At 37.5% G+C, this 21,784-nt stretch carries 19 protein-coding genes; 15 read left to right on the top strand and 4 right to left on the bottom strand.

Annotated features, from left to right (window positions below; all coding sequences use genetic code 11):
* Positions 1-351: 351 nt before the first annotated feature.
* Positions 352-2,115 (bottom strand): PQQ-binding-like beta-propeller repeat protein, encoded by a 1,764-nt coding sequence (locus tag ACN6MT_RS23090; protein ID WP_419888238.1) that lies wholly within the window; start codon positions 2,113-2,115, stop codon positions 352-354.
* Positions 2,116-2,130: 15 nt separating this feature from the next.
* On the bottom strand, positions 2,131-2,505 hold the full coding sequence (locus tag ACN6MT_RS23085) for a hypothetical protein (RefSeq protein WP_419888237.1): 375 nt from the start codon (positions 2,503-2,505) through the stop codon (positions 2,131-2,133).
* 390 nt (positions 2,506-2,895) lie between these two features.
* On the opposite strand from ACN6MT_RS23085, the gene ACN6MT_RS23080 reads away from it, so the two are divergent.
* The gene (locus tag ACN6MT_RS23080) at positions 2,896-4,068 is read left to right on the top strand and encodes a TetR/AcrR family transcriptional regulator (protein ID WP_419888236.1); all 1,173 of its coding nucleotides are present in this window, start codon (positions 2,896-2,898) and stop codon (positions 4,066-4,068) included.
* Here ACN6MT_RS23080 and ACN6MT_RS23075 read toward each other — a convergent pair.
* Positions 4,052-5,236, bottom strand: a complete 1,185-nt coding sequence (locus tag ACN6MT_RS23075; RefSeq protein WP_419888235.1) for a TetR/AcrR family transcriptional regulator — start codon at positions 5,234-5,236, stop codon at positions 4,052-4,054. The genes ACN6MT_RS23080 and ACN6MT_RS23075 overlap by 17 nt on opposite strands.
* A gap of 280 nt (positions 5,237-5,516) precedes the next feature.
* Between ACN6MT_RS23075 and ACN6MT_RS23070 the strand changes: the two genes are divergently transcribed.
* From ACN6MT_RS23070 to ACN6MT_RS23060, 3 genes are all read left to right on the top strand, one after another.
* A complete protein-coding gene (locus tag ACN6MT_RS23070) occupies positions 5,517-6,008 on the top strand; it encodes a DUF6803 family protein (RefSeq protein ID WP_419888234.1) in 492 nt (163 codons plus the stop codon).
* Between the two features lie 149 nt (positions 6,009-6,157).
* Positions 6,158-7,519, top strand: a complete 1,362-nt coding sequence (locus ACN6MT_RS23065) for a cytochrome ubiquinol oxidase subunit I (protein WP_419888233.1) — start codon at positions 6,158-6,160, stop codon at positions 7,517-7,519.
* 12 nt (positions 7,520-7,531) lie between these two features.
* Complete coding sequence (locus ACN6MT_RS23060; RefSeq protein WP_419888232.1) at positions 7,532-8,575, top strand: cytochrome d ubiquinol oxidase subunit II; 1,044 nt, start codon at positions 7,532-7,534, stop codon at positions 8,573-8,575.
* A gap of 91 nt (positions 8,576-8,666) precedes the next feature.
* Here the strand turns inward: ACN6MT_RS23060 and ACN6MT_RS23055 are convergent, their stop codons facing one another.
* A complete protein-coding gene (locus tag ACN6MT_RS23055) occupies positions 8,667-8,864 on the bottom strand; it encodes an H-type small acid-soluble spore protein (RefSeq protein ID WP_419888231.1) in 198 nt (65 codons plus the stop codon).
* A 180-nt stretch (positions 8,865-9,044) separates the two neighbouring features.
* Between ACN6MT_RS23055 and ACN6MT_RS23050 the strand changes: the two genes are divergently transcribed.
* From ACN6MT_RS23050 to ACN6MT_RS23000, 11 genes are all read left to right on the top strand, one after another.
* On the top strand, positions 9,045-10,076 hold the full coding sequence (locus ACN6MT_RS23050) for a Bug family tripartite tricarboxylate transporter substrate binding protein (RefSeq protein WP_419888230.1): 1,032 nt from the start codon (positions 9,045-9,047) through the stop codon (positions 10,074-10,076).
* Positions 10,077-10,161: 85 nt separating this feature from the next.
* Complete coding sequence (locus ACN6MT_RS23045) at positions 10,162-10,617, top strand: tripartite tricarboxylate transporter TctB family protein (protein WP_419888229.1); 456 nt, start codon at positions 10,162-10,164, stop codon at positions 10,615-10,617.
* A gap of 34 nt (positions 10,618-10,651) precedes the next feature.
* On the top strand, positions 10,652-12,178 hold the full coding sequence (locus ACN6MT_RS23040) for a tripartite tricarboxylate transporter permease (RefSeq protein ID WP_419888228.1): 1,527 nt from the start codon (positions 10,652-10,654) through the stop codon (positions 12,176-12,178).
* A gap of 71 nt (positions 12,179-12,249) precedes the next feature.
* Positions 12,250-13,845 carry an ATP-binding protein gene (locus tag ACN6MT_RS23035; protein ID WP_419888227.1) on the top strand — a complete coding sequence of 532 codons (1,596 nt, stop codon included), beginning with the start codon at positions 12,250-12,252 and terminating at the stop codon, positions 13,843-13,845.
* Positions 13,842-14,564: a response regulator gene (locus ACN6MT_RS23030; RefSeq protein ID WP_419888226.1), complete on the top strand. Its 723-nt coding sequence runs from the start codon at positions 13,842-13,844 to the stop codon at positions 14,562-14,564. Before ACN6MT_RS23035 ends, ACN6MT_RS23030 begins: the two co-directional genes overlap by 4 nt.
* Before the next feature lie 36 nt (positions 14,565-14,600).
* Positions 14,601-16,199, top strand: coding sequence for an ATP-binding protein (locus ACN6MT_RS23025; RefSeq protein WP_419888225.1), 1,599 nt, complete (start codon positions 14,601-14,603; stop codon positions 16,197-16,199).
* The gene (locus ACN6MT_RS23020) at positions 16,183-16,875 is read left to right on the top strand and encodes a response regulator (protein WP_419888224.1); all 693 of its coding nucleotides are present in this window, start codon (positions 16,183-16,185) and stop codon (positions 16,873-16,875) included. Before ACN6MT_RS23025 ends, ACN6MT_RS23020 begins: the two co-directional genes overlap by 17 nt.
* Complete coding sequence (locus ACN6MT_RS23015; protein ID WP_419888223.1) at positions 16,832-18,364, top strand: CitMHS family transporter; 1,533 nt, start codon at positions 16,832-16,834, stop codon at positions 18,362-18,364. The genes ACN6MT_RS23020 and ACN6MT_RS23015 overlap by 44 nt, the downstream gene beginning before the upstream one ends.
* A gap of 42 nt (positions 18,365-18,406) precedes the next feature.
* A complete protein-coding gene (locus ACN6MT_RS23010) occupies positions 18,407-18,553 on the top strand; it encodes a hypothetical protein (protein WP_419888222.1) in 147 nt (48 codons plus the stop codon).
* Between the two features lie 359 nt (positions 18,554-18,912).
* Complete coding sequence (locus ACN6MT_RS23005) at positions 18,913-19,845, top strand: AEC family transporter (protein ID WP_419888221.1); 933 nt, start codon at positions 18,913-18,915, stop codon at positions 19,843-19,845.
* A 166-nt stretch (positions 19,846-20,011) separates the two neighbouring features.
* Positions 20,012-21,760: a sigma-54 interaction domain-containing protein gene (locus ACN6MT_RS23000; protein WP_419888220.1), complete on the top strand. Its 1,749-nt coding sequence runs from the start codon at positions 20,012-20,014 to the stop codon at positions 21,758-21,760.
* Positions 21,761-21,784 lie beyond the last annotated feature (24 nt).

Raw genomic sequence — 21,784 nt, 5'->3', positions numbered from 1 at the left:
AAAAGAGTCAGTTTTACTCTAATGAGTGAAAACTGACTCTTTTTTAAGGCTCTGCTATAACTGAATGTTGATATGAAAATAAGAGGAGAAATTCCGACTGAATTGCGAACTACCCATACTTTCTTAAATATAAGAGGAGGTTTTCCTTTTATATGATTCAAATCTATGGATTTTGTCTTATTTAGAGCAGTTAAGCGGAAAATCTTCGCTTATATCAGCTTCTTGAGCTTCCTCTATATACATTAGCAGGAAATTCTCCGCCTATGGTTTCTCATACCTCCACGAAAATCAACAATGAATACTAACAGAGCCTTTTTTTAAAACTATTTCTTCGTGCATTTCACTAAAGTTTTATTGCTTCTTCGCGACAACCTCAGAAATATAAGCAGCAACATTTTGTATTTGTGCTTCTGTCAATAAATCAGCAAAAGCTGGCATAGTGGTTCCGCCTTTTTTGACTCTTTCTATGACCTTTTTTGCGTCTTCGGCTGTTTGGCTAAGCTGTAAATCTGGTCCATTATGTCCACCTGTGCCTTCATTTCCGTGACAAGCAAGACAATTCCCTTCATACACCTTTTTACCTTCATCAACACTCACTGTTGCGCCGGTACCACCGTCATTGCTATCATTTTGGTTGCTAGATGCCGTAATATCAGTACCTGATTCAATGGTACCATCCAAAGCGAAAGTCCATAAGGAATCTCCATGTTTCGTTCCAGCAAGAGAATTTCCTGCGACAAGAACAGAAATGTACTGTACACCATCCACTTCATAGGTGATTGGAGGCGCGTTTACTCCTGCGTCTGTCATGAATTCCCACACCTGATCACCGGTTTTTGCATCAAAAGCGATTAATCTTCCATCATTATGACCGACGAAGACAAGTCCTCCCTTGGTGGTTACCACACCACTATAGGCACTGTCATCCCATACTTTCTGCCAAGCAATTTTATTTGTCTTTACATCAATCGCGGTCACGGTGCCTCTTCTTGGTGAATCATCGACAGGTGCGATAATACTGCCTAGATACATACTTCCTTCTTTAAACTCTTCTTCGCTTCTTGTAAAAAGCTGATATTGATCCGTTGCCACTACGTAAAAATATCCCGTATCTGGATTGTAAGCAGATGGCGGCCAGTTTGCCCCTCCAGCTGCGGCTGGTTTTAAGAGAAGTGGCTCTTCCCAGAATGGGTCAAATATTTTCCCAAACTTACCCTCATACTTAGGTGCATCTTTCGCAATATCCTCTTTTGTTACACCTTGAGGAACGAATGCGTCACCTTTTGGAATCGGCTGGGTAGCTGCGGTAGCCTGACGTTCATCCTGTGGCACAGGTACTTCGTCTATTCCTACTAAAGGTTTCCCATTTGTTCGATCTAAAATATAAACCCATCCTGTTTTACCTGCCTGCGCAAGTCCTTTTACAGGTTTACCATCTTTTTCCGTATCGAATAAAACGACAGGATTCGGTGCATCTAAATCCCATATATCGTGGTGTACCTCTTGGAAATGCCATTTGTATGCCCCTGTTTCAGCATCAATCGCGACAATGGAAGCTGCGAATAAATTATCACCTTTCCTCACACTTCCATCTAAATCGGGACCAGCGTTTCCGGTTGAAAAGTAAATCATTCCTAATTCAGGGTCTACAGCAGGGGTTTGCCAAACTGGAGCTCCTCCACGTTTCCAGGAATCATTGTCACTTGGCCAGGTTTCATGTCCAATTTCGCCAGGTCCTGGAATGGTATAAAAACGCCAAAGCTCCTTACCCGTTTTCGCTTCATAGGCCGTAACCCGACCTCGCGTACCATATTCACCGCCAGAAATACCCGTGTACAATTTACCATTGTAATAGAGTGGTGCACTTGTTATCGTATAACCCTTTTTCCAATCATCAACTACAGTAGACCAAACTTCTTTGCCTGTTTTCTGATCCAGTGCTACTAAACGAGCATCTAAAAGCCCAACATAAACCATTCCTTCGGCAATCGTTACACCCCGGCTAGTCCAGCCGCAGCACACGGTGGTTAGTTCGGGAAGATTTGGTTTGTAGGTCCAAATAATGTCTCCGTTTTTAACATCAATGGCTGAGACTTCATGTGCACCAGTAATCACATACATTACTCCGTTTTAAACCACTGGTGACGCTTCTCCGGAATACTTAAATTCAAGTCCAGAACCTAATTTGGTTACCCATTTTCCCTTTAAATTCTTAATATTGCTGGAGTTGATTTCATCCAAGGTAGAATAACGTTGATTAAATACATTTCCACCATTACCAATCCAGTTTTCACTTGGAAGCGCTGTCAATTCGTTGCTTGTAAATGCTGGAGTAATAGGGTCTAATACCACAGGTGGTTTTTCGTTTTCTTCTACCTTTTCTTCTTGGGGTTTTCCATCCACCTTCTCTGAATTCTCTACTTTTGATAGGAAAATAGTAAAGAAAACAATTAGGATAAATAGACCTAAAAATCCTGAAATAACTAATCCATTTTTTCGTTCCAAAACTGCATAACCCCACTTTCTTTATAGTAATATCTGTAAGTTAATAATAGTAAAAATTACAGTGTTTTCAATATTCAGATTACTGTGAAGTGACGGGTAAACTACAAAGTTGTGGTATATGTTAGGAAATTGCTAAATTCCTTACATAAATCAATCTCTTGTAGTCTATAAGTACTATTACATAAACACATGATGAAGCTGAAAAAGTGTAGTTTATTCTTGGCTTAATCCACAAAATAAATGTAATTGTAGTTTAATAAACAAAAAGGGTTCAAATGTTTATTGATGGTTAATGGGATTACTCGTACAATTTTGAATAAAAATATGTAACTTAATAATCAAATGAAGGGAAGTAAATGGGTAATTTTATTTATAATGTGGGGTGTAGCAATGGGGAAAAAACAGGATGATCGTAGAGTGATTCGAACCAAACATATGTTAAAGGAAACACTCCTCACTTTACTTGTTGATAAAAATTATTCAGACATTACAGTTAACGATATATGTGATTTGGCACAGTATAGTCGAGTAACGTTCTATGCTCATTATGAAGATAAGAAGACCTTATTGAATGAAATGATACAAGATAAAATTAATGGCTTATTCGAGTCAATCTATAAATCTGATACAAATGGGAAATCCTTAGTAAAAGTGACGGTTGATTCTTGGATTATTAACCTTTTTCAGTTTATTAATGAAAATGCCGATTTTTTCCAATTAGTTTATGCTAGAAAGATAGTGCCCACAGCTTTTGAAAATTTATATCGTGGTATATGGAAGTTCTTAAATGAGGAAATTACAATCACATACAATATTCCGTTAAAAACAAGGCTTAATCAAGAAGCATACATTCATTATTTATCCTCAGCAGTTTTTAGTGTAATCCATTATTGGATTCGAGAAGGGTTTGCTTATTCTCCAAAATATATGGCAAAGCAATTGCATGAAATTTTTAAAAGACCAATAGAAAACTTATTTCAGCCTAATCATTACGAAGTTGAGGTAGAAAGAAAATTTGTTAAACTTGATCCGAGAATTCGGCGGACAAAAAAAAGTTTCAAGCAGTCGTTAATCTCCTTACTTTCAGTTAGCCCTTACCACGAAATAACCATTAAGCAAATTACTGAAACTGCCCTATGTAACAGGGTCACTTTTTATTCTCACTATCAAAATAAAGAGCATTTATTAAAAGAAATAATAGATGAGAAAAATTCAGGATTAATTGATGCTCTGCATCGTTCTTATTTATCTACAGCACTTTCCCATAAAATAGAGAATCATCAGTTACCACTGTTCTATTATCTTAAGGAACATTCTAATTTATATAAACTTATGAGTTCACAAAATAAAAATAGCTGCCTATCCAAGGACATTTATGAAAAAATCTACCAATACCATCAGAAACAACTTCAATTGAGCCACTCTATGGAAAAAGAAATGAATCAAGACGCATTCAATCACTTTATTACAGGCGGGCTGATTGGAGTTATTACCTATTGGACATCTGAACAAGGAGCAATGGTAAACTCGAACCGATTAAAACAGGTTAGAGAGGATTTTTAATTGGATGTTTCTTTAGAAGTTCGATAAATAGTTCAGCAAGAAAACTTGGGGAATACTTAACCTTGTTTAAAATCCAATGGCCAATAACTGACATTAACGTGGACGTTATGTAATGACAGTAAATGATGGTATCCACCTCGATCTGTCCATCTAATTCTTCATAAAACATGTCAATTAAACGGTTGTACATAAAATTAAAAAAACCAGGAACTTTTTTATCACTGTACATTATTTCTAATAGTGTACGATTTTGATAGATGTAGGCAAATATATGATGAAGGGGTGTAGACTGTTCCTCATCAATCTTATTTATTTGCGGATTACTTTTCAAGGCTGAGATTATACCGTTTACAAAATCAGCAAGGATGTCTTGGTATAGTTGATCCTTGTCTTTATAGTGAGAGTAGAATGTTGAACGATTATACTCGGCATGGTTTGTAATATCATTAACTTTTATCATCGTATAATGATGGTTCTTCATTAGACTGACCAATGAGTTCTTAAGCGCTTGCTTAGTCCGAAGAATTCTTGGATCCGTCTCTACATCTTTTACTTCTAAAATTGATTTCCTAAATGGAATGGTTCCTAGGATTAAGTCATGGGGCCGTATCTCTGTAATCATGTTAAGTTGTTCAGTGACATATTTAGGAGATTTATCTAATCCTTCGTTTATCCAATAAAGTAATACGCCTAATGCTGCAGAGGTAGCGTACATAAGATAAAAATCATTTATCCCAGGGTCGTTATCAGGGTTATAAAGTGGACTTATAAAACTTTCTTCTACTGAAGCTTTATAGGCATCGAACATTTTTTGACGGAACCCTATTATTTTATTATCTTTCAGTACGACCTTAAAGAAATGAACATTTTCAAGCATATAATCAAAAAGTAAGAGGAGTGCCTCTACTTTATTCTGCCTAGAAAAAGATTCATCAGGGTATATATTGTGAACTTTTCTGAGTGTTTCCACCATTTCATTTAGTTTCGTGTCAATTATTTCATTTAAAAGTTCATCTTTATCACCATAGTTTTGATAAAACGTAACACGATTGTATCCAGCTTTTTTACAGATTTGAGAAATGGTAATAGTATCATAATCTTCTATAGCCAAAAGCTCTAATAATGCACGAACAAACTCTCTTTGTGAACGTAAACCTTTACTCTTCACCTTCAAATTCCTCCTTTAAAAAGAATATTGATAGTCTAGTAAAAGAGTCTCTATAAACTGACTATTTTTTATATTTAAATTTTAATATACTTTAAGTTGGAAACATTTTCAATATAATGAAAGGCCATTATGACGTCATTTATCATGCGTGTTATTAAAAATCACAAGCCAGGTATGTGTCATGTTATTGTCACAGTTTCTTCATCCAATCTTTATATCCTAAAACTAAAATCAATCTGCAGCGAAATAAAATAAAGAAGTTTTAGGAGGATGTAAGAAAATGAACATGACACATTATATGGGCCTGCTAGCAGACAATCAACCATGGAACCTGATTATTTTTATGGCCATTCCGGTTATCTGTGCGGAAACGATCGCTGTAACAGAATTAGCGATTTTGTTTACTAGAAATCTGACTGGCAAATTAAGATTGGTCAACAAAATCACATCTATTTTTGTAGGAATTTATTTCACTGGTATTTTTATTTACTTATTCTTTAATGCTGTTATACCGATTACATCAAACGGAGAATGGCATGGTTGGATTGATGTAGTGGCAGTAGGGTTTTACCTATTAGGGATTGTCCCATTGCTGGGCATGGCACTTTTGGATTTAAATTTGATTTATAAAAACAAAACCCAAGAAGGAAAATTAAAAGTTCACGCAACCTTTGTAGGTATGTTCCTGATTTTTGCGCACATTGCTATGATTGCTGGAATGGTCGATCCAACAATCGTTTCTGACATGCCTACTATGGGTCACAATATGTAATATAAATGTATCTCACCTTCAAATGGAGGTGAGATTTTTTATTGGTAGCGTATTTTCATAAATAAGATTTTAGAAAACACAAGTTTACATATTATTGGACCTTTTGGAAATAATTATCAAGACTATACTACGTAAGGGGAGAACTATTTTTGAGTGACATCTTAATAGCCCGTTCCTTATTTGGAACAACCATGGCTTTTCATATTATCTTTGCCACGATAGGAGTTGGCTTGCCGCTCATGATTTTAGCTGCAGAACTTCTTTATCAAAAAACAAAAGATCAAGATTATGTAGTAATGGCGAAACGTTGGACTAAAGCATTTGCAGTTTTACTGGGCGTAGGGATTCCCACCGGTACGATTGCGGGTACTCAATTATCGTTACTTTGGCCGGGTTTTATGGAAGTGATAGGTAGAGTAATGCCTCTTCCTTTCCAAATCGAAATCTATGCCTTTTTTATTGAGGCATTGTTTATGTCGATCTACGTTTATGCAGCAGAAAGAATAGCTCCTTGGATGCGAATCGTTAGTTTAGTTTTAGTGGCAATTGGGGCACTGTCCTCTGCAGTCTTAATTACCAATGTCCATGCCTTTCAAGGTACACCGGCTGGTTTCCGTTATGAAGATGGGAAATTTCTCGACATTGACCCTTGGGCAGCTTTTTTTAACCCAAGCTTTTTTGTTACAGCCGCACATGTGGCGTTGTCTGCCTATGTAGTAGGAGCTTTTGTGGTTGCTTCTGTTGCGTCTTTTAAAATGTTGAAAAATAAAATTGGATCGCGAGTATATCTTTTTCACCAAAAAGCACTGGTTCTAAGTCTTGTAGTGGGGGGGATCTTTGCTTTTCTAACTGCTTTAAATGGACATGAATCTGCTCAATACCTGCATAAATACCAGCCGGAAAAATTAGCTGCAGCAGAAGGGTTATTTGAAACACAATCCCATGCACCCTTAGCCATTGGTGGTTTTACCGACCCAAAAACAAAGGAAATAAAAGGAGCTATTGAGATTCCTTGGGCATTGAGTTTTCTTGCGGGAAACAGCTTTGATACGGTGGTTGTTGGCTTAAACGATTATCCAGAGGAACTGTGGCCGCCATTATTTATCCATACTCTTTTTAATGGAATGGTGTTTATTGGGTCCGCACTTATCATGGTTCCTTTACTTGTTTTCGCATGGAGGAAATTTTTGAAAAAAACACATTATCCAAGGATCCTGCTTTGGGGGCTGGTAACGACAGGTCCTCTGGCTGTCATCGCCATAGAATGTGGTTGGATTTTCGCATGCACCGGCCGTCAGCCGTGGGTCATTTACCACATCTTATCGACGGCAGAGTCTGCAACGACGGCAACCAACTTAGGTCCTCTATTTATATCGTTTATTGTTGTTTACATCATCCTAGGGCTTTCTGTGGTGTTCGTATTACTCTATTTCTTTAGAAAAAACACAGAATTAGATGATATCGAGCGTGCTGAGAAAAAAAGCACCCCATTATTTAGTTCAAATTCATAGGAGGAGAAACGTATGGCTGACGCTCTTATTGCAATTACCGTGCTATGGGGGTTCGTGTTTATTTATGCAGTTATGGCCACAATGGATTTTGGAGCCGGCTTTTGGTCAATGGTTTACATTAATCGGGAAAAAACGAAAGCAACGAACATTGCCAATCGCTATTTATCTCCAACTTGGGAAGTGACAAATACCTTTATTGTTGCGTTGGTTGTTGCTGTCTATAGCCTTTTTCCAAGTGCGGCCAATATATTGGGGACGATATTACTGATTCCTGGCAGCTTGATCCTTCTATTGCTTGCATTACGGAGTGCTTTTTTAGTTTTTTCAAATATTGCTACGGAATACAAAAAGCCGTTAACCTACATTTCTGGTATTGCAGGAATCATTATTCCCGGCCTGTTAATTAGTGTATTGCCGATTACACATGGTCACTATGTTGATATTGTAGATGGCAATGCCAATGCCAATTTAAACCTTACTAAGCTCTTTACGAGCCCCAATGAGTATGCCTTTATTGGGTTTGCAATCACGAGTACACTTTTTCTCTCATCTTTACTATTAGCGGATTATTCCAAGGCTTCGAATGAAATGGAAGCATATCGTGTTTACCTTCGCGATGGAAAAATCCTTGGACCGATTTCCTTAATAATGGCATTGCTGATTATGCTGACGCTAAAAAGTGAAGTGGGATGGTTATATACTAAAATGATGGAAGATCTTCCATTACTATTGATTTCGGTTGGGTTCTTTTTAATCATCGGTTACGGATTATATGCGTCCAATCCTTTTCAAAAAGGGGTACGAGGTATGCCAAGACTCGCTGTCATTGCAGTTACCATTCAATACCTCATTGCAAGCTATGTATATGGCAAGGCTCATTTACCTTATATCATCTATCCAAATGTTACGATTGAGTCGGCCTTTACAGACCCTAACTCATTTAAAGCCGTGTTTATCACCTATATCGTTGGATTCGCCATCCTTTTCCCGGGCTTCATTTACTTTTGGAGTTTATTTATGAATGATAAACGATATTTGAGGCAAAAGGGGAACTAGTAGAAACAAAAAAATCTCACCTAAAGGTGGGATTTTTTGTTGACGAGCTATGCTGTTTTAGTAGTTGAAATTGGAGATGTACATGTTGTCTTTATTCAGTGTAATACTCTCCCGTTTCTTCCAAATCATTAATCGGTACGATTTGTCTTTTACTATGAATTCCTCTTTCAGATACAACGGCCTTAATCGATGTATCATCTATACTTTCAATCCACACAGGAATTCCATGATAGTGAACGGATATTTCTTGGTCGGCTAATAGAATTTCTTTGGCACGTTGTAGATTCATATAAACACCTCAATTTTATCCTCTCCGATATAGCCATTTTATATTCTAAAGATCTGCATACACTTCGTGAACAATATGAACAAAATGGTTAATAAGTTTTTAATGCTGTTTAAATGTATAATCTATTAAATATTCAAAAGTTTTGTAAAATTAAGAAAACGTTTACAAGGGGGAAATGAAATGTTTTCTATCAAAAAAATCTCAGCAGTAATGGTTGCAGGTGCATTGGCTCTAAGTCTTGGTGCTTGCAGCAACAGTAAAGAGACAGGTAGTACAGAAAAGAAGGAAGAAGGGACCGGCTACCCTAAGAAAGCGATTACAGTTGTGGCACCATCAGGGGCAGGGGGCGGATGGGATTTAACCGCTCGTGCGTTCGTTAAAGTACTAGGTGAAACGAAAATCGTTGATCAGCCTATGACGGTTGAAAATAAGCCTGGCGGCGGCGGTGCAGTCTTTATGGCTGAATATGCTACCCAGCAAGTTGAAAATAATGACATGCTCTTTGTTAATTCACCACCGATTGTAATTAACAATCTGAAAAAAGAAGGAAACAGCCCATATGGCTATAAAAATACAACACCATTAGCGCAGCTTACAAAAGATTTTGGGGCGATTGTGGTAAAAGCAGATTCCAAATTCACAGACTTAAAATCCGTTTTAGAAGAGGTAAAGAAAGATCCTAGTAAACTAACATTTGCAGGCGGATCTGCACCTGGATCTATGGACCATTTAATTTCCATTTTACCTGCTTATAAGTATGGAGTGGATCCAACAAAAGTGAAATACGTTTCCTATGATGGGGGCGGGGAAGCCATAACAGCACTACTAGGCGGTAACGCAGATGTAATTGGTACCGATGCCTCCAGTGTTAAAGAATTTTTAAAGGCGGGCAAGGTGCGCGTGTTGGCGATTACCTCAGAAGAGCGTTTAGCTGGTGATTTTAAAGATGTTCCAACTGCAAAAGAACAAGGTGTCGATGCAGAATTTACGATTTGGCGCGGGGTGTTTGGTCCGGAAAAAATGTCTAAAGAAGCCAAGACATATTGGGAACAAGCTATTGATAAGCTCGTTAACTCTCCTGAATGGAAAAAAGAAGTAGAGACACAAGGCTGGGAACTAGAGTATAAAAACAGTTCTGAATTCAAAAAGTTCTTAGATGAACAAGAAAGCCAAGTCCAGCAATTATTAACTGCATTAGGAATGCAAAAATAAAGATGACGGGAAGGAGGAACTCGCTCCTTCCTCGGGAAGGAGTTAACTTTCTCCTTCCTCTATTTTTTCTGAAGGAGGATTAAAAATGGAATTAAAATTTGATTACATCGCTTCAGTCTTGTTTCTCGCCGTAGGTATTCTTTTTATCATTGGGAGCAGAAGTCTTGGAAGTTCTTCCTATGGAAGTGCCGTTGGGCCTGATATATTTCCATTGATTCTTGGCAGCGCACTCGTTTTATTAAGTATCCGTTTATTTTATGAAACATTCGTCACGAAGAATCAACAGGGGACGAAGGAAAAGTTACAGTACAAGCCTTTCTTAATCATTTTTATTGCTACATTGGTTTACATATTGACGTTGGAAACGATCGGGTATGTCATCACAACCTTCCTGTTTTTATTCGTTTGCTTTCAAACGATGGAACGTTCAAAAGTGATTCTTTCCCTTATCATTTCTGCATGTTTTTCAGGACTTGTTTATTTTTTATATGTAGAAGTTTTAAAAGGGACACTGCCAGATTGGCCAATTTGGTTTCAGTAGTTAAAGAGAAGGCTTTTGGAAAGGAGATTGAAGCATGAGTACACTAGATTATTTATTTCAAGGATTCCAAACGGCACTTATTTGGTATAATATCCTATTTGCCTTTGTTGGGGTTTTAATTGGGACTGCTGTTGGTGTACTTCCTGGGATTGGACCGATGAGTGGCGTTGCTCTTCTTATTCCGGTAACCGCATCCATTACCGGCGGCCTCCCGCCAGAACATGCAGCAACAAGCGCAATTATTCTGCTCGCTGGAGTTTATTATGGAGCGATGTACGGCGGATCGACCACTTCCATTCTATTAAATACACCAGGAGAATCTTCCTCTGTCGTGACGACATTGGACGGTTACCAGATGGCCAAGAAAGGGAGAGCAGGGAGTGCCCTATCTATTGCAGCAATCGGTTCCTTCGTGGCGGGGATAATTACCCTGGTGGCACTGATTGCATTAGCAAAACCATTATCAGCTGTCGCACTTAAGTTTGGTCCTGCTGAATATTTTTCCTTAATGCTTTTAGGGCTGGGGGCTGTCAGCGGATTAGCTGGAAAATCCGTAACAAAAGCATTAATAATGACTATCTTCGGGTTATTACTTGGTACGATTGGAATCGACAATGTATCTGGAATTGCTAGATTTACCTTTGATGTTCCGTGGCTGTATCAGGGAATTGAGTTTTTAACGATCGCGGTAGGGTTGTTTGCGCTTGGTGAGGTTTTTAAGACCATCTTGGAAAAGGAAGAGGAAGATACCGAGATTGCAAGGATAAATAATTTACTTCCATCTAAAGCTGAGTTAAAAGAATCCGCAGGACCTATTGCCCGAGGTTCGCTCTTAGGCTTCTTTGTAGGTATATTACCAGGTGCTGGGGCAACACTAGCTTCCTTCTTTTCTTATATTCTTGAAAAAAAGATCTCGAAAACACCATCAAAGTTTGGAACAGGAACCATTGCAGGGGTTGCAGCACCAGAATCGGCGAATAACGCGGCATCAGGGGGAGCAATGATTCCATTATTAACATTAGGGATTCCTGGTTCAGGTACTACGGCTATTTTAATGGGAGCTCTGATGATGTATAACGTCCAACCGGGGCCGTTATTATTTGAGGACCATCCTCAGGTGGCGTGGGGACTGATAGCGAGTATGTTTATCGGGAACATCATGCTATTAATTTTGAATCTACCACTAGTCAAAGTGTTTGCAAAGATTATTCAAACACCAAAGCAATTCTTGATTCCTATGATTATTGCCATCTCGATTTTTGGTGTTTATGCTGTCCAAGTATCAACGAATGATCTTTTGCTTTTATTGGGATGTGGACTTCTTGGCTATTTCTTAAGTAAAAACGATTATCCAATCGCTCCTTTAGTACTAGGATTGGTGTTAGGGCCGATGGTAGAGAATAATTTACGAAGAGCTTTAACGATTTCTAATGGAGATTTCAGTGTATTCTTAACTCGGCCGATTTCACTTGTTTTTCTAATTATCACCGTTCTTTGGCTGCTCATACCGTTCATGATGAAAAGAAGAGGGAAAGATGTAATTATTAATATCGAAGGTTAAAAATTTATAATAATTTGAAAACTCCTTTATTTAAGGAGTTTTTTTACTATAATAAGTAATGAGGTGGTTGCGTGCGTTTACATTCGAAATTAATGCTTGTCATTCTTCTTTTAATTATCTCGATTGGAGTTATTTTTGAGATTACCTTTAAGAATATTATGGAAAACAATCTTAAACATGAAATAGGTTCTAAAGCGTTATCTGTAGCCCAAACGATTGCAAATATGCCACATATCAAGGAAGCGTTTGAAGCCGAAAATCCTGCGGCACAAATCCAGCCGATTGCAGAAAGCATTCGTAAACAAGTTGGGGCAGAATTTATTGTTATCGGGAACCGAGATGAAATTCGCTATTCGCACCCCAATCCGAAACGATTAGGACAAAAAATGGTTGGGGGAGATAATGGACTTGTTTTTAAAGGAGAATCTGTTATCTCAGAATCTACCGGAACTCTGGGTCCGTCTCTACGTGGAAAAGCCCCTATCTTTAGCCAGGGGGAAGTGATTGGTGTTGTTTCAGTCGGATATCTACAGACTGATATTCAAAAGGAAGTTTCAAAGATACAGAAAAAAATCTTTTTTGCGACACTGCTTATTTTAATAGGAGGATTACTGGCTGCATTACTCATTTCTTTAAATATAAAAAAGGCAATGTTTGGACTAGAACCGAAAGAAATCGCCTGGATGTACCAAGAGAAACATGCCATTTTAGAGTCCATTCATGAAGGGATTATTGCCATTGATACTGATGGACGAATCACAGTAGTGAATGAAACCGCACATAAAATTTTGAGGGTTCCAAATGAGATACTTCTCCGAGGAAAGAGGATTGAAGAGGTTCTAGAAAATACGAATCTTCTTGAAGTAGTTCGAAATGGACAGGCAGAATATGATAAGGAAATTCTCATCTTTGGAGATATATTTTTGGCTAATCGGATTCCGATTTTTAATAAGAAAGGTGATGTGATTGGGGCTGTCGCCAGTTTACGCAATAAATCGGAACTTGCCCAGTTACTGCAGGAATTATCACATGTAAAAGCCTATGCAGAAGGTCTGCGTGCTCAAACCCACGAATATTCCAATCGTCTTTATACCCTGCTAGGCTTAATTCAACTAGGGTCGTATAAGGAAGCGATTGATTTTATCTCTAAGGAAGTCGATGTCACACAAGGATTTATCCAATTTTTAATGAAGGAAATCCCTGATCCCATTATTGCTGGATTTATATTAGGGAAAGTAAGTCTAGCAAGCGAATGGAAAGTTAATTTTTCAATAGATAGAGAGAGCAGTTTTAAAGATTTACCACATGATATCAACAGAGATTCATTAGTCACCATCATTGGCAACCTTGTCAATAATGCTTTTGAAGCAGTTAGGGAGAATGAAAAAGAAGAGAAAAGAGTCTCGTTGTTTTTAACCGACCTTGGAAAGGAACTGATTATAGAAGTAGAGGATAACGGAAAAGGAATCGATACTACTATTAACGAACAGATTTTTAAAGCAGGCTATACGACTAAGAATACCAATAGTAATGCAGGAATTGGGCTTAGTCTAGTTCAGAAGGCAATCAAAGGCTTAGGGGGATATGTCACATTTTCATCAAATGTGGGGGACGGTACGATTTTTACTGTGGCTATACCCAAAGAGCAGGGGGAGATTGTGAAATGAAGAGGAACAGAGAGATTGAAGTATTAATTGTTGAAGATGACTTAAGGATAGCAGAAATTCAAAAGAGGTTTCTAGAACAGATTGAAGGCTTTCAAACGGTCGGGATTGCGGCAAGCTATGTTGAGGCTAAAACCTTAATTGATATATTGCAGCCAGACTTACTTCTGTTAGATGTTTATTTTCCTGATATGAACGGACTAGATTTGCTAAAAGAAGCAAAACAACAATCGAAACAAATGGATGTTATTATGATTACAGCAACAAAAGAAATTACACAGGTCCAAGAGGCAATTAGTATTGGTGTATTTGATTATATTATCAAACCGGTCATCTTTGACCGCTTTAAACAATCGTTACTGAGATATAAGGATTATCATGGAAAGCTATTACAATATAGAAGAGAAAATACCCATGTGACTCAAGCGCAGGTAGACAGGCTGTTACGGAAAGAAGCAGAGGGAGTTGGAAATGAAAAGTCTTATCTCCCAAAAGGAATCGACCCATTAACACTAGAAAAAGTGATGGAAGTTCTCGGGAAAGTTGAATATGGACTAACAGCAGAGAGTGTCGCGAAAGAAATAGGAGTAAGCAGAACCACCGCTAGAAGGTACCTTGAACACTTAGTATCGAATGAAAATATAGAAGCGGATTTATCATATGGAACAGTAGGAAGGCCTGAACGAGTTTATATCGTTTCAAGCAAAGCAACTAAGATTTAAGCGTTATTTTAATAGGAGGTTTTCTGCCTGAAGTCAATGAAAGTTTCCCTGCAAACAAAAATATTCGGGCTGGTTCTCTCACTAGGTTTATTGTTAATCATATTAATGACAGGATTCTATAGTTATATGGAGAGTAAACAAATTGAGGAAAATAAGGGAAGGCTGGCATTGGAATTATCGAAAACCGTATCGTTTATTCCAACCATCATCGATGCCTTTCAAACGCCTGATCCTTCTAAAACGATACAGCCTATAGCAGAAAAGATACGAAAAGAAACCGGTGCAGAATTTGTCGTCATCGGAAATCGTAATGGAACCAGATATTCGCACCCATTGGATACAAAAATTGGGAGGAAAATGACAGGAGGAGATAATGAAAGAGCGCTTGTCCAAGGAGAGTATTATATCTCGAAGGCGGAGGGTTCACTCGGACCGTCCATTAGAGGGAAATCTCCTATCTTTAATCATCAAGGTAAGATTATCGGAATTGTATCCGTAGGATTTCTATTAGAAGATGTCCATCAGCAAATTGTAAATAACATCAGGAGAGTGCTCATTGTTTCTTTCTTTGCACTGTTGATTTCCCTTATAGGCAGTATGTTACTTGGACGGAATATACGCAGGGATACAATGGGGCTTGAGCCTTATGATATTGCCACTCTGTATAAAGAAAAAAATGCTATCCTGCATTCTGTAAAAGAAGGGATATTAGCGATTGATAATAAAGGCTTTATTACCATGATGAATCAAAAGGCAAAGAGGCTTCTGCAGCTTCAGGGAACAGTAAAAAATAGGAAAGTAGATGGGCTGTTTCCTTCTAATTATTTGTATGAAGTATTAAGGTCAGGGAACGCTCAAACAGATATAGAAATGGTTTGGAAAGATAAAACAGTGATTGTTAATTGTACCCCTATCGTTGATGAATCAGGTATTAAGGGGGTTGTTGCTTCTTTTCGTGATAAAACCGAAATTAAACAAATGTTAAATACGATATCCGAGGTAAAAAGTTATTCGGAAGATCTCCGAGCCCAAACACATGAATTTACCAATAAATTATATGTTTTATTGGGCTTGCTTCAGCTTGGAGAATATAACCAAGCAATCGCGATGATTCAAAGTGAGACACAAACGCTGCAATTTCAAAATACAGTGGTTTTTAACCAGATCAAAGATATAAAAGTGCAGGCGATCCTACTAGGGAAATTAGGAAAAGCGTCCGAGCGGAAAATTAAGTTTGAAATTATTTCAGATAGCTATTTGGATAGTTTACCTTCCCATGTTAATCTATCAAACTTAATCGTGATCCTTGGAAACTTAATTGATAATGCCTTTGAAGCCGTCTATGATTGTGAAATCCCGACGGTAAAGTTTTTCGCAACAGATATTGGAAAAGATATTATTTTTGAAATTTCAGATAATGGAAAAGGAATAAGCGATGTAGAATTTCCTCTTCTATTTGAAAGAGGGTATACCTCCAAAAATGGGTCCGAATTAAGGGGATTTGGTCTATCAAATGCTGAAGAAGCGGTATTAGAGCTGAATGGGATTATTGAGGTCCAAAGCAATCAGGAAAGTGGAACTGTTTTTACTGTCTATCTTCCAAAGAATTTGCAAGGAGATGAGGAACTTGGATAGGATAAAAGTGGCTATAGCGGAAGATGATTTTCGAATAGCTGATATTCATGAGAAATTTTTGGAAAAGTTTAAGGAAATCGATGTAGTTGGCAAATCATTGAATGGTGAGCAGACTTTGCAAATATTGGAGCAGCAAAACCCAGATCTACTGCTGTTAGATGTGTATATGCCGGATATACTTGGTTCTGAGTTGCTTCCTGTAATCCGGGGGAAATTCCCAAAGGTCAGTATTATTATGATAACAGCGGCAATAGATAAGGTTTTCCTTGAAAAGGCATTAAGCTATGGTGTTGAGAATTACTTAATTAAACCTGTAAGCAGGGAAAGATTCGATGAAGTCATCCAGGATTATATTAAAAAACAATCGCTTCTTTCTGCCAATCAAGAAGTAAATCAGAATTATGTAGATCTGCTATTTCGTAAAGGGAAACAGGAAGAGCCGACAAAGAGTGCGGGATTGCCAAAAGGAATTGACGAAATTACCTTAGGGAAAGTTAAGGCTGTTTTTCATGTAAAAAGAGGGGGACTTTCCGCAGAGGATGTTGGCAAGGAAATGGGTGCTTCTCGAATCACTGCACGAAGATACCTGGAATATCTTTCCTCCAAACAGGAGGTAAGAGCAGAAGTGGTTTATGGAATTGTGGGAAGACCGGAAAGAAAATATTATCCAGTTTAAAGAGGGGGCCAAAGACCTTCTTTTTTTTATACTTTTTTGGATACAGTCAGTGAAAAATCCTATATGGAAATATTATCCTACTGTGAACAAAATGTACAAAATCAATTTTATTTACGTTAATAACTTTATTTTGGTAACGTTTTCACAACTGAATATTTTGATTATATTTAATTTACAAACAAAAGAGGTGAAGACGATGCTTGCATTATTAGGGTTTTTGATGATTATTACTTTTATGATTTTAATTATGACAAAACGACTTCCGGCGATGATTGCCCTTATCGTTGTTCCTGTCATTTTTGCATTAATCGGCGGATTTGGTAAGGAAATGGGACCAATGGCGCTAGAAGGTATAAAAAGTGTGGCACCAACTGGGATTATGATCCTATTCGCTATTCTCTTTTTTGGCATCATGATTGATGCAGGAGTATTTGATCCTATTATTTCTACTATTTTGAAAGTTGTAAAGGGAGATCCAGTAAAAATAGCCATCGGAACTGCCGTTCTTGCACTTTTAATATCCCTTGACGGAGATGGAACTACGACGTACATGATTACGATTTCTGCGATGTTACCTTTGTATAAACGAATCGGTATGAAACCGTTAATCCTTGCCGGAATTGCTGTATCAGCTTCAGGAGTCATGAACCTTCTTCCATGGGGTGGACCAACTGCGAGAGCCATGACGGCATTACATCTTGAGATGTCAGATGTCTTTACCCCGGTAATACCTAGCATGGCGGGTGGAGTGCTGTTCGTTTTGCTCATGGCCTACTTTCTAGGGATAAAAGAACGGAAACGGGTTGGTATACTGCAAATCGATCACAGCACAATGTCAATGGTAGCGGCTACATCAGAGGACGCCTATTTAAAACGACCAAAGTTAATACTTGTAAACTATTTTATTACGATTATCCTGTTAGTTGCGCTAATTAAAGAAGTACTTCCAACCACTGTATTATTTATGCTTGGATTTGCTTTGGCAATTACGATTAATTATCCAAAATTAAGTGATCAAAAAGAACGAATTGCAAATTATGCAGATAATGCGTTGTCGGTTGTTTCGATGGTTTTTGCTGCAGGTATTTTTACTGGTATCCTAACAGGCACAAAAATGGTCGATGCGATGGCAAACTCCATGATTACGTATATTCCAGATGTACTTGGTTCACATTTTGCTATTATTACCGCTATAATCAGTGCTCCTTTAACATTCTTTATGTCAAATGATGCCTTTTACTATGGTGTTTTGCCATTGCTTGCCAAAGCAGCAAGTGTCTATGGCATTGATCCTGAGTTCCTCGCACGAGCATCACTATTGGGGCAGCCTGTCCATTTATTAAGCCCTCTTGTACCTTCAACATATTTATTAGTCGGTATGGTGGGAGAAGATTTTGGGGACTTACAGCGCGCATTCCTTAAATGGGCTTGTGGTTCAACCCTGGTTATGATGACCGTTGCAATACTATTGTCAATTATTCCTTTTTAACTAGATTGAGAACAAAGGAAAATCGATAGGGGATGAATATTAATGTGGATAATCACGGTCTATTCAAAGGAAAACAATATTTCAATGTTTGAATTTACTTCTGAAAAAGAAGCTAGAGAAGTTTTTAATAATGTTTCAGGTTGTAAGATTCTATCAGAGGTTATTTATTTTAATGATCAGGTGGTATAGGAAATAGGAAAATGCAATTTATTTTTTTGCTCTTAAAAACTGAATGTTGATCTAACTGTGTTTGGAAAATAAGCGGAGAATTTCCGTTTAAATTGCGAATTACCCATATTTCTTTAAAAATAAGCGAAGTTTTTCCGCTTATTGTATCGAAATCCATGGAATTTGTCTTATTTAAAGCAGTTAACCGGAATATCTCCGTTTATTTCTGCTTCTTAAGATCATCTTTATACAATAGCCGGAAATTCTCCGCTTATGAATTCTCGGCCCTAAACGAAATCAACAATAAATAATAACAGAGCATATTTTTAAATAAACTGCATTTTTCCTTTTTTTCATTAGATGGAGAGAAGGGTAGTTGTATGAATATTTTATTTCATATCTTGTTGGATATCATTTTTCCGATATTTCTATTGATTGGGGCAGGCGCTTTACTGCAGCGGAAAATAAGGCTGGATTTATCTACACTGTCAACATTGACGGTGTATTTCTTATTACCAGCGGTTTGTTTTGTAAATATTTATGAAAGCAAAATGTCAAGTGAGTTAATTGGCCAAACGTTAATATTTTTAATCCTTTTTAATGTTCTGCTTATCCTTACCAGTATGGTTATTGCAAAAGCGAACAGGTTTGACCGTAAGCTGTCATCTACTTTTAAAAACAGCATGGTTTTGAGCAATTCAGGAAATTATGGTCTCCCTGTAAGTGAATTAGTTTTTGCTGTTAATCCTGCCGGCATGTCAATCCAAATTATTATTTCTATTTTTCAAAATCTCCTTACCTTTACATATGGATTCTTCAACAGTGTCTCTGCCCAAAGCAGCGGTAGAGATATCATACGAAAAATTATCCGTCTTCCGGTTATATACGCTTTATTATTGGCGATATTGTTGAAATGGCTCCATATTCAAATTCCTCCGTTTTTGTGGAAGCCAATTGAAAATTCATCAAACGCGTTTTTGGCAGTTGCCCTCGTCACACTCGGAGCTCAAGTGGCGTTTTTAAAGATTACACGAATTTCTAAACCCATTGTTTGGATAGTAATCGGCCGGTTGATAATTTCTCCTATTGTTGGGTTAGTAGTTATATACTCTCTTGGATTAACTGGAATAACTGCTCAGGCACTATTTATAGCCAGTTCATTTCCCACTTCAAGAAATAGTGCTTTACTGGCGCTTGAATATGATAATTACCCGGAATATGCCTCACAAGCGGTTCTATTAACTACTGTCATCAGTAGTATTACAGTTGCGGTTGTAGTCTTTCTATCGAAAATTCTCTTTGGTAATGGATAGTGAAATTTAGTGGTTTAACAATGTTATGGATAAAATGATGATATTTCAAAATAGTCAGACTATATGATATACTTTCCTAGTACATATGGAGTTCTTGTTAAATGAAAGTGTCCGCTGTATCAATGTCCTATTTGTACATGATATCTTATAAGGCGGTGAATGTAGAATGAATACCTTAGAGCAGCCTTTAATAGATTGTTTTCTAAAGGTTTGCAGTTCAATTGGAAGTTTTCAAACAGGAATAACAGAAATTTTTCTTCTAAATAATCTTTATCTCTACCATTGCCATTACGATATCCAGGAGAGAAAAATCATTTTTGATGAAAACCAGAGTAATAGGATGAATCCGATAAAGTGGGAAGAATATATTCATTCAAACGCTATATCTTATGAGGTAGCTCAATCAGAATGGATATATGCCCGTCCGGTTTCACACTATAGTAAACATAAATATACGCTAGTGATAAACTATCCTGAAAAAAATAATAAAAAAATACTTCAAATCTTAGAGCTCCTTGCAAAACAGCTTAGTTATCAACTCGTAACCCAGCCGAATCTTAAATCTTTATTTTTGCAGAGTAAATATCAGCAGCAAATTACGAACACCATCGAGGAAGGATATTTGACCGTTGACCAAATGGGAATGATTACATTTATAAACCAAAATGGGTCTAGCATTCTAGGTTTGGATGAAAATGAAATAACTGGTCAGCCTCTTAAGATAATTTTGCCCAATTTTAACCCCTCTCCCCTTGAAACCTTAAAAACGATGGAGAATTGGATAAATCGGGAAGTGTCTTTTGAATTGCCAAAGGGCAAGATTCATCTTATTTTTTCCGTTACTCCTTTGTTTGAAAATGGTCATCCTGTTGGGATTGTCATTACCTTTAGAGAAATGAAAATCATTATGAAAAAATTGGAGAGCTTAGTCAATATCAATCCAATATTTCATTTCGAAGATATCATTCACAAAAGCACTTCTATGCAAGAGTTGGTAAAGACAGCAAAGGTTGCGGCAAAAACAGAATCGAATATTCTAATAGAAGGTGAGAGCGGAACTGGAAAGGAATTAATCGCCCAAGCCATACATAATCAAAGCCAGCGTAAAGGGAAGCCGTTTGTTGTAATAGACTGTTCTTCCATCCCGAGAGATTTAGTAGAAAGTGAGTTATTCGGCTACGTCGATGGTGCTTTTACAGGTGCCCGAAAAGGCGGCAGGCTTGGGAAATTTGAAGTGGCCAATGGAGGTACGGTGTTTCTCGATGAAATTGGGGAAATGCCTTTAGAAATTCAGGTAAAACTGCTGCGTGTACTTCAAACACGCACAATTACACGTGTTGGCGGACATGAACCTACACCATGTAATGTTAGAATCATTGCGGCAACGAACCGAAATCTTGAGGAAGAAGTTGAATACGAAAATTTTCGATTAGACCTATATTATCGTTTAAATGTCCTGCAGCTAACCATCCCGCCAATAAGGCACAGAGAGGGTGATATCCCCTTATTGGCAAAAACCTTAGTTGAGGTAGCAGCAAATCGAACCAATCGTCAGTCTCCGACACTCTCTATTGAAACGATGAAAATACTAGAAAGCTATTCATGGCCAGGAAATATAAGAGAATTAGAAAATGTAATAGAGAGAGCCATTCTGATTGCACATGAAGTGATTGAACCTGAACACCTGCCGAATTATTTGTTAAATGCACTTGTTAAAAGTGATAAAAGAAAGCCGTTGCAATCTATCATTTATAAAAATGTGAAAACTATTAATGAGATGGAAAAGGAGCTAATTCGAAACACTCTTGATCATGTGTATTGGAACAAAAGCCAAGCAGCGCGTAAACTGGGAATATCCCGCTCTAACTTATATGAGAAAATAGCAAAATATAATATAGAACAGGTAAATAGATGACTTTCAAAAGGGATGATATCAATC

It is taken from the genome of Neobacillus niacini (assembly GCF_048572935.1).
Classification (GTDB): domain Bacteria; phylum Bacillota; class Bacilli; order Bacillales; family Cytobacillaceae; genus Neobacillus; species Neobacillus niacini.
Note: the sequence above shows the minus strand (reverse complement) of the source record. Positions and strands in the feature narration are given on the sequence as shown.

Excerpts from the sequence above, each read along its gene's own strand:
- ACN6MT_RS23080 (WP_419888236.1), top strand. The coding sequence starts at position 2,896 with ATGGGGAAAAAACAGGATGATCGTAGAGTGATTCGAACCAAACATATG.
- ACN6MT_RS23070 (WP_419888234.1), top strand. The coding sequence starts at position 5,517 with ATGAACATGACACATTATATGGGCCTGCTAGCAGACAATCAACCATGG.
- ACN6MT_RS23060 (WP_419888232.1), top strand. The coding sequence starts at position 7,532 with ATGGCTGACGCTCTTATTGCAATTACCGTGCTATGGGGGTTCGTGTTT.
- ACN6MT_RS23055 (WP_419888231.1), bottom strand. The coding sequence starts at position 8,864 with ATGAATCTACAACGTGCCAAAGAAATTCTATTAGCCGACCAAGAAATA.
- ACN6MT_RS23050 (WP_419888230.1), top strand. The coding sequence starts at position 9,045 with ATGTTTTCTATCAAAAAAATCTCAGCAGTAATGGTTGCAGGTGCATTG.
- ACN6MT_RS23045 (WP_419888229.1), top strand. The coding sequence starts at position 10,162 with ATGGAATTAAAATTTGATTACATCGCTTCAGTCTTGTTTCTCGCCGTA.
- ACN6MT_RS23040 (WP_419888228.1), top strand. The coding sequence starts at position 10,652 with ATGAGTACACTAGATTATTTATTTCAAGGATTCCAAACGGCACTTATT.
- ACN6MT_RS23030 (WP_419888226.1), top strand. The coding sequence starts at position 13,842 with ATGAAGAGGAACAGAGAGATTGAAGTATTAATTGTTGAAGATGACTTA.
- ACN6MT_RS23025 (WP_419888225.1), top strand. The coding sequence starts at position 14,601 with ATGAAAGTTTCCCTGCAAACAAAAATATTCGGGCTGGTTCTCTCACTA.
- ACN6MT_RS23020 (WP_419888224.1), top strand. The coding sequence starts at position 16,183 with ATGAGGAACTTGGATAGGATAAAAGTGGCTATAGCGGAAGATGATTTT.
- ACN6MT_RS23015 (WP_419888223.1), top strand. The coding sequence starts at position 16,832 with ATGGAATTGTGGGAAGACCGGAAAGAAAATATTATCCAGTTTAAAGAG.
- ACN6MT_RS23010 (WP_419888222.1), top strand. The coding sequence starts at position 18,407 with ATGTGGATAATCACGGTCTATTCAAAGGAAAACAATATTTCAATGTTT.
- ACN6MT_RS23005 (WP_419888221.1), top strand. The coding sequence starts at position 18,913 with ATGAATATTTTATTTCATATCTTGTTGGATATCATTTTTCCGATATTT.
- ACN6MT_RS23000 (WP_419888220.1), top strand. The coding sequence starts at position 20,012 with ATGAATACCTTAGAGCAGCCTTTAATAGATTGTTTTCTAAAGGTTTGC.